Annotated in this window: 2 protein-coding genes; both read left to right on the forward strand. The window is 44.3% G+C overall.

Translation table 11 applies throughout. The features are described 5' to 3' along the window. The first annotated feature begins 544 nt into the window (after nt 1-544). The gene (locus tag OEM52_14530) at nt 545-1,267 is read left to right on the forward strand and encodes a PTS sugar transporter subunit IIA (GenBank protein ID MDK9701351.1); all 723 of its coding nucleotides are present in this window, start codon (nt 545-547) and stop codon (nt 1,265-1,267) included. Next, nucleotides 1,264-3,258 (forward strand): proton-conducting transporter membrane subunit, encoded by a 1,995-nt coding sequence (locus tag OEM52_14535; protein MDK9701352.1) that lies wholly within the window; start codon nt 1,264-1,266, stop codon nt 3,256-3,258. Before OEM52_14530 ends, OEM52_14535 begins: the two co-directional genes overlap by 4 nt. Nucleotides 3,259-3,413 lie beyond the last annotated feature (155 nt).

Here is a 3,413-nt window from a genome sequence, read left to right on the forward strand (position 1 = left end):
AGTGAACAACACGAGCAGAGCGGTATCTTCGAAGTAATTTCTAATACTCAGAAATGTGGCATTTTCTGGTGCCGGCTTATCCTCCGGTTCAACAATCACAACATTTTGCGTATTCACAACAGAGACTCCATAATTGGTTCTGATTTGAGGCTATCCCCATACTAACTTCATCCATCCGATTCCCCGTTGATTTAACCGTTACTATCAAAGCATTCATCGTTTTAACTCAGATGTCTTCGATAATGAATGGTTTGATCCGATAAAACTTTTGTCACTTTACTCCGAACAACGCTCGCCGTGAGTTTTTAACGCTTTCACATGAATAAGTCAGATGACATACTTAGTGATACGCATTCCACCGGATTTTCTGTAGTCATTGGAAGTACTATCGACAATTTTAACTTTGAACCATTGCTCGAACTATGACTTGAACAAACAACAACTTTGTTTAAGTTTGGAACATTCTTGACTAATGTGCTCATCAACATTAACTTAGTCTTAGTTTGGCAACAAATGTCCTGATTTGTCTGTCGGAGAACTCAAATTGAAGCTAACCGTCGATAATGTGACTGCACTCTTCGGTGTGTCCGAGAAAACGATCTACCGTTGGATAAAATCCAACAACCTACCCGCTTACCGGATCAACAACCAGTATCGTTTTAACTACACTGAGCTATTAGAGTGGGCTTCGGCTCACCGTATCAATGTTGCGCAACCGATGGCGCTGAACAATCAAAACGCCACGACGGAAGAAACTTTGAGTTTCAGTGATGCGCTTGTTTCCGGTGGGATTCATTATCGAGTTGGAGGAATTGACAAACTCTCGGTATTGACGGAAGTAGTGAACCTGTTGCGATTGCCTGACCGGATTAATCGCGATGTACTTTTACAGATACTGCTGGCGCGTGAAGAAATCGGTTCAACCGCTATTGGCGACGGTATAGCAATACCTCATGCACGAAATCCAATCGTTCTCAACGTAACTCAACCGTATGTTGCGCTTTGCTTTCTCGAAAATCCGATTGAATTTGATGCGCTGGATGGCGTGCCCGTTCATTCGCTTTTCACTCTTATCACTCCAACAATAAAATCACACTTGCGGTTTTTGTCACAGCTTGCATTTTTTCTAAAAGATGCCAATTTTCACGCCGCAATCATTCAGCATGCCTCACGTGAAGCGATTCTATCCGAAGCAAAACGAGTCGAAATGTCCTTTCGATCTGCATCTGATGTAACATCACAGCCATCAACCGAAAGTAAATCATGAATCTGTTGTTGGTTGCGCTAACATTCATTGCAGCAGGCGGCTTCGGAGCATTTGTGACCCAAACTACTCCAAAGTTATCGAACGGCTTTGGATTGGGTGGAGCGATTACCGGATCAGCATTGGGTTTGCTATCCGCAATCCTTTTCTTGACTTCCCCACTTCCCGTTGAATCTGTGCGCTTACCATGGTCGGTTCCCTATGGTTCCTTTTACATCGAGTTAGATGCATTGTCGGCGTTTTTCTTGCTTCCGATTTTCTTACTTACGGGGCTCTCGGCAGTCTATGGCGCTCGATATTTATGGGAGCCGAAGAATGAAAAACGCCTTGGCAGCCATTGGCTATTTTTCTGCTTGTTAGCAGTAAGCATGGTCATGGTGGCGGTTTCCCGAAATGCTATTTTGTTCCTCGTTGCTTGGGAAGTGATGGCATTGTCGTCGTTTTTTCTCGTTACGATGGATGATGAAAAAGAGTCGGTTCAGCAAGCCGGATGGACGTATTTGGTTTCGACCCATTTGGGAACGATGGTACTCTTTTTCTTTTTCATTCTCATCGGACACAAATCGGGTTCATTGGATTTCGATCATTTTGCTATCGCTGAATCGAATTTATATCCGCATGCGAATCTATTGTTTTCACTCGCACTCATTGGCTTCGGTTCAAAGGCTGGTATGATTCCATTGCATATCTGGCTTCCGGAAGCACATCCCGCCGCACCCAGTCATGTATCCGCTTTGATGTCCGGTGTGATGATTAAAACTGGTATATACGGCATTTTGCGCACTCTTACTTGGTTAGGTCATCCACCGGTTGGTTGGGCGTTGACGATGATTATCATTGGCAGTGTTTCCGGGGTTATCGGAGTGTTGATGGCATTGTCGCAACGTGACCTGAAGCGTGTATTGGCTTACAGTAGTGTAGAAAATATCGGAATTATATTTCTTGGGATTGGGATTGGGATTTTGGGACAAGCGACGGGTACTCCGGCAATGACAATACTCGGTTACGGCGGAGCACTTTGGCACATACTAAACCACTCCATTTTTAAGGGACTACTGTTCTTCGGAGCGGGCAGTGTTCTTCATGGCGCAAAAACACTTGATTTAGAGCAAACCGGCGGGCTCTTGAAACGAATGCCATGGACTGGGATTCCATTCTTAATCGGCGCTGTAGCGATTTCAGGGTTACCTCCGCTAAATGGATTTATCAGTGAATTCATGATTTTCTTGGGAGCATTTCACGGTATTCAGATGCTGGATGCCTTAGGTGCCATTCCAGCAATCCTTACGATAATTGCATTAGCCTCTATTGGCGGTCTCTCGGTTGCATGTTTTACCAGAACTTTTGGTACCTTGTTTCTTGGCCACCCACGCTCATCGCAAGCTTCTCAGGCACATGAAGTAAAGCAAGCGATGCGTCTGCCGATGGTCATATTAGCTACACTATGCGTTGTAATTGGTCTGTCGGCACCGTTAACTCTGGTTGTAGTTAAACCGGTGCTTGTTTCGTTTACAAACGATATTTCGACTACCGGTTACTTGAAGTTGTTAAGTCATGTACAACCATTACTACTACGAATGCTCATCATTACGCTTTTGTTTGCTGTCATTTTCGCAACAATATACGGGCTGCGAAAATATTTTTTATCGAGAAAAGTCGCATCAGATTCCGTCACTTGGGATTGTGGTTACGTGCAACCAACTTCGCGGATGCAGTACACAGCATCGTCGTTTGCCCAACCAATAACAAACCTCACTTCTGGGGTAACTCGTCTTCAAGTTCATTGTAAAAAGCCGGAAGGATTGTTTCCGACTGATGGTTCATTCGAATCCGAATCTCCCGATGGAATCAAAGAAGGATTTTGGTCACCAGTATTCAAAAGCACCGAGTGGTTTTTATTGCGATTCCGATGGATACAAATGGGAAGTATCCATCTCTACATTCTCTACATCGCAATCACATTGTCCGCATTACTAATTTGGAAGTTGCGGTGACACGATGATAAATCCATCTTCCCTCTTGCTATTTGCTCTATCCTTACTCATTGCACCTTTGTTGCTTGGAGTGATTAACCGCACTAAGGCGATTTGGGCGGGTCGTACCGGTCAGCCGATTCTCCAAGTGTGTTTCGATCTAATTAAGTTGTTAC

It is taken from the genome of bacterium (assembly GCA_030247525.1).
Taxonomy (GTDB): domain Bacteria; phylum Electryoneota; class JAOADG01; order JAOADG01; family JAOADG01; genus JAOTSC01.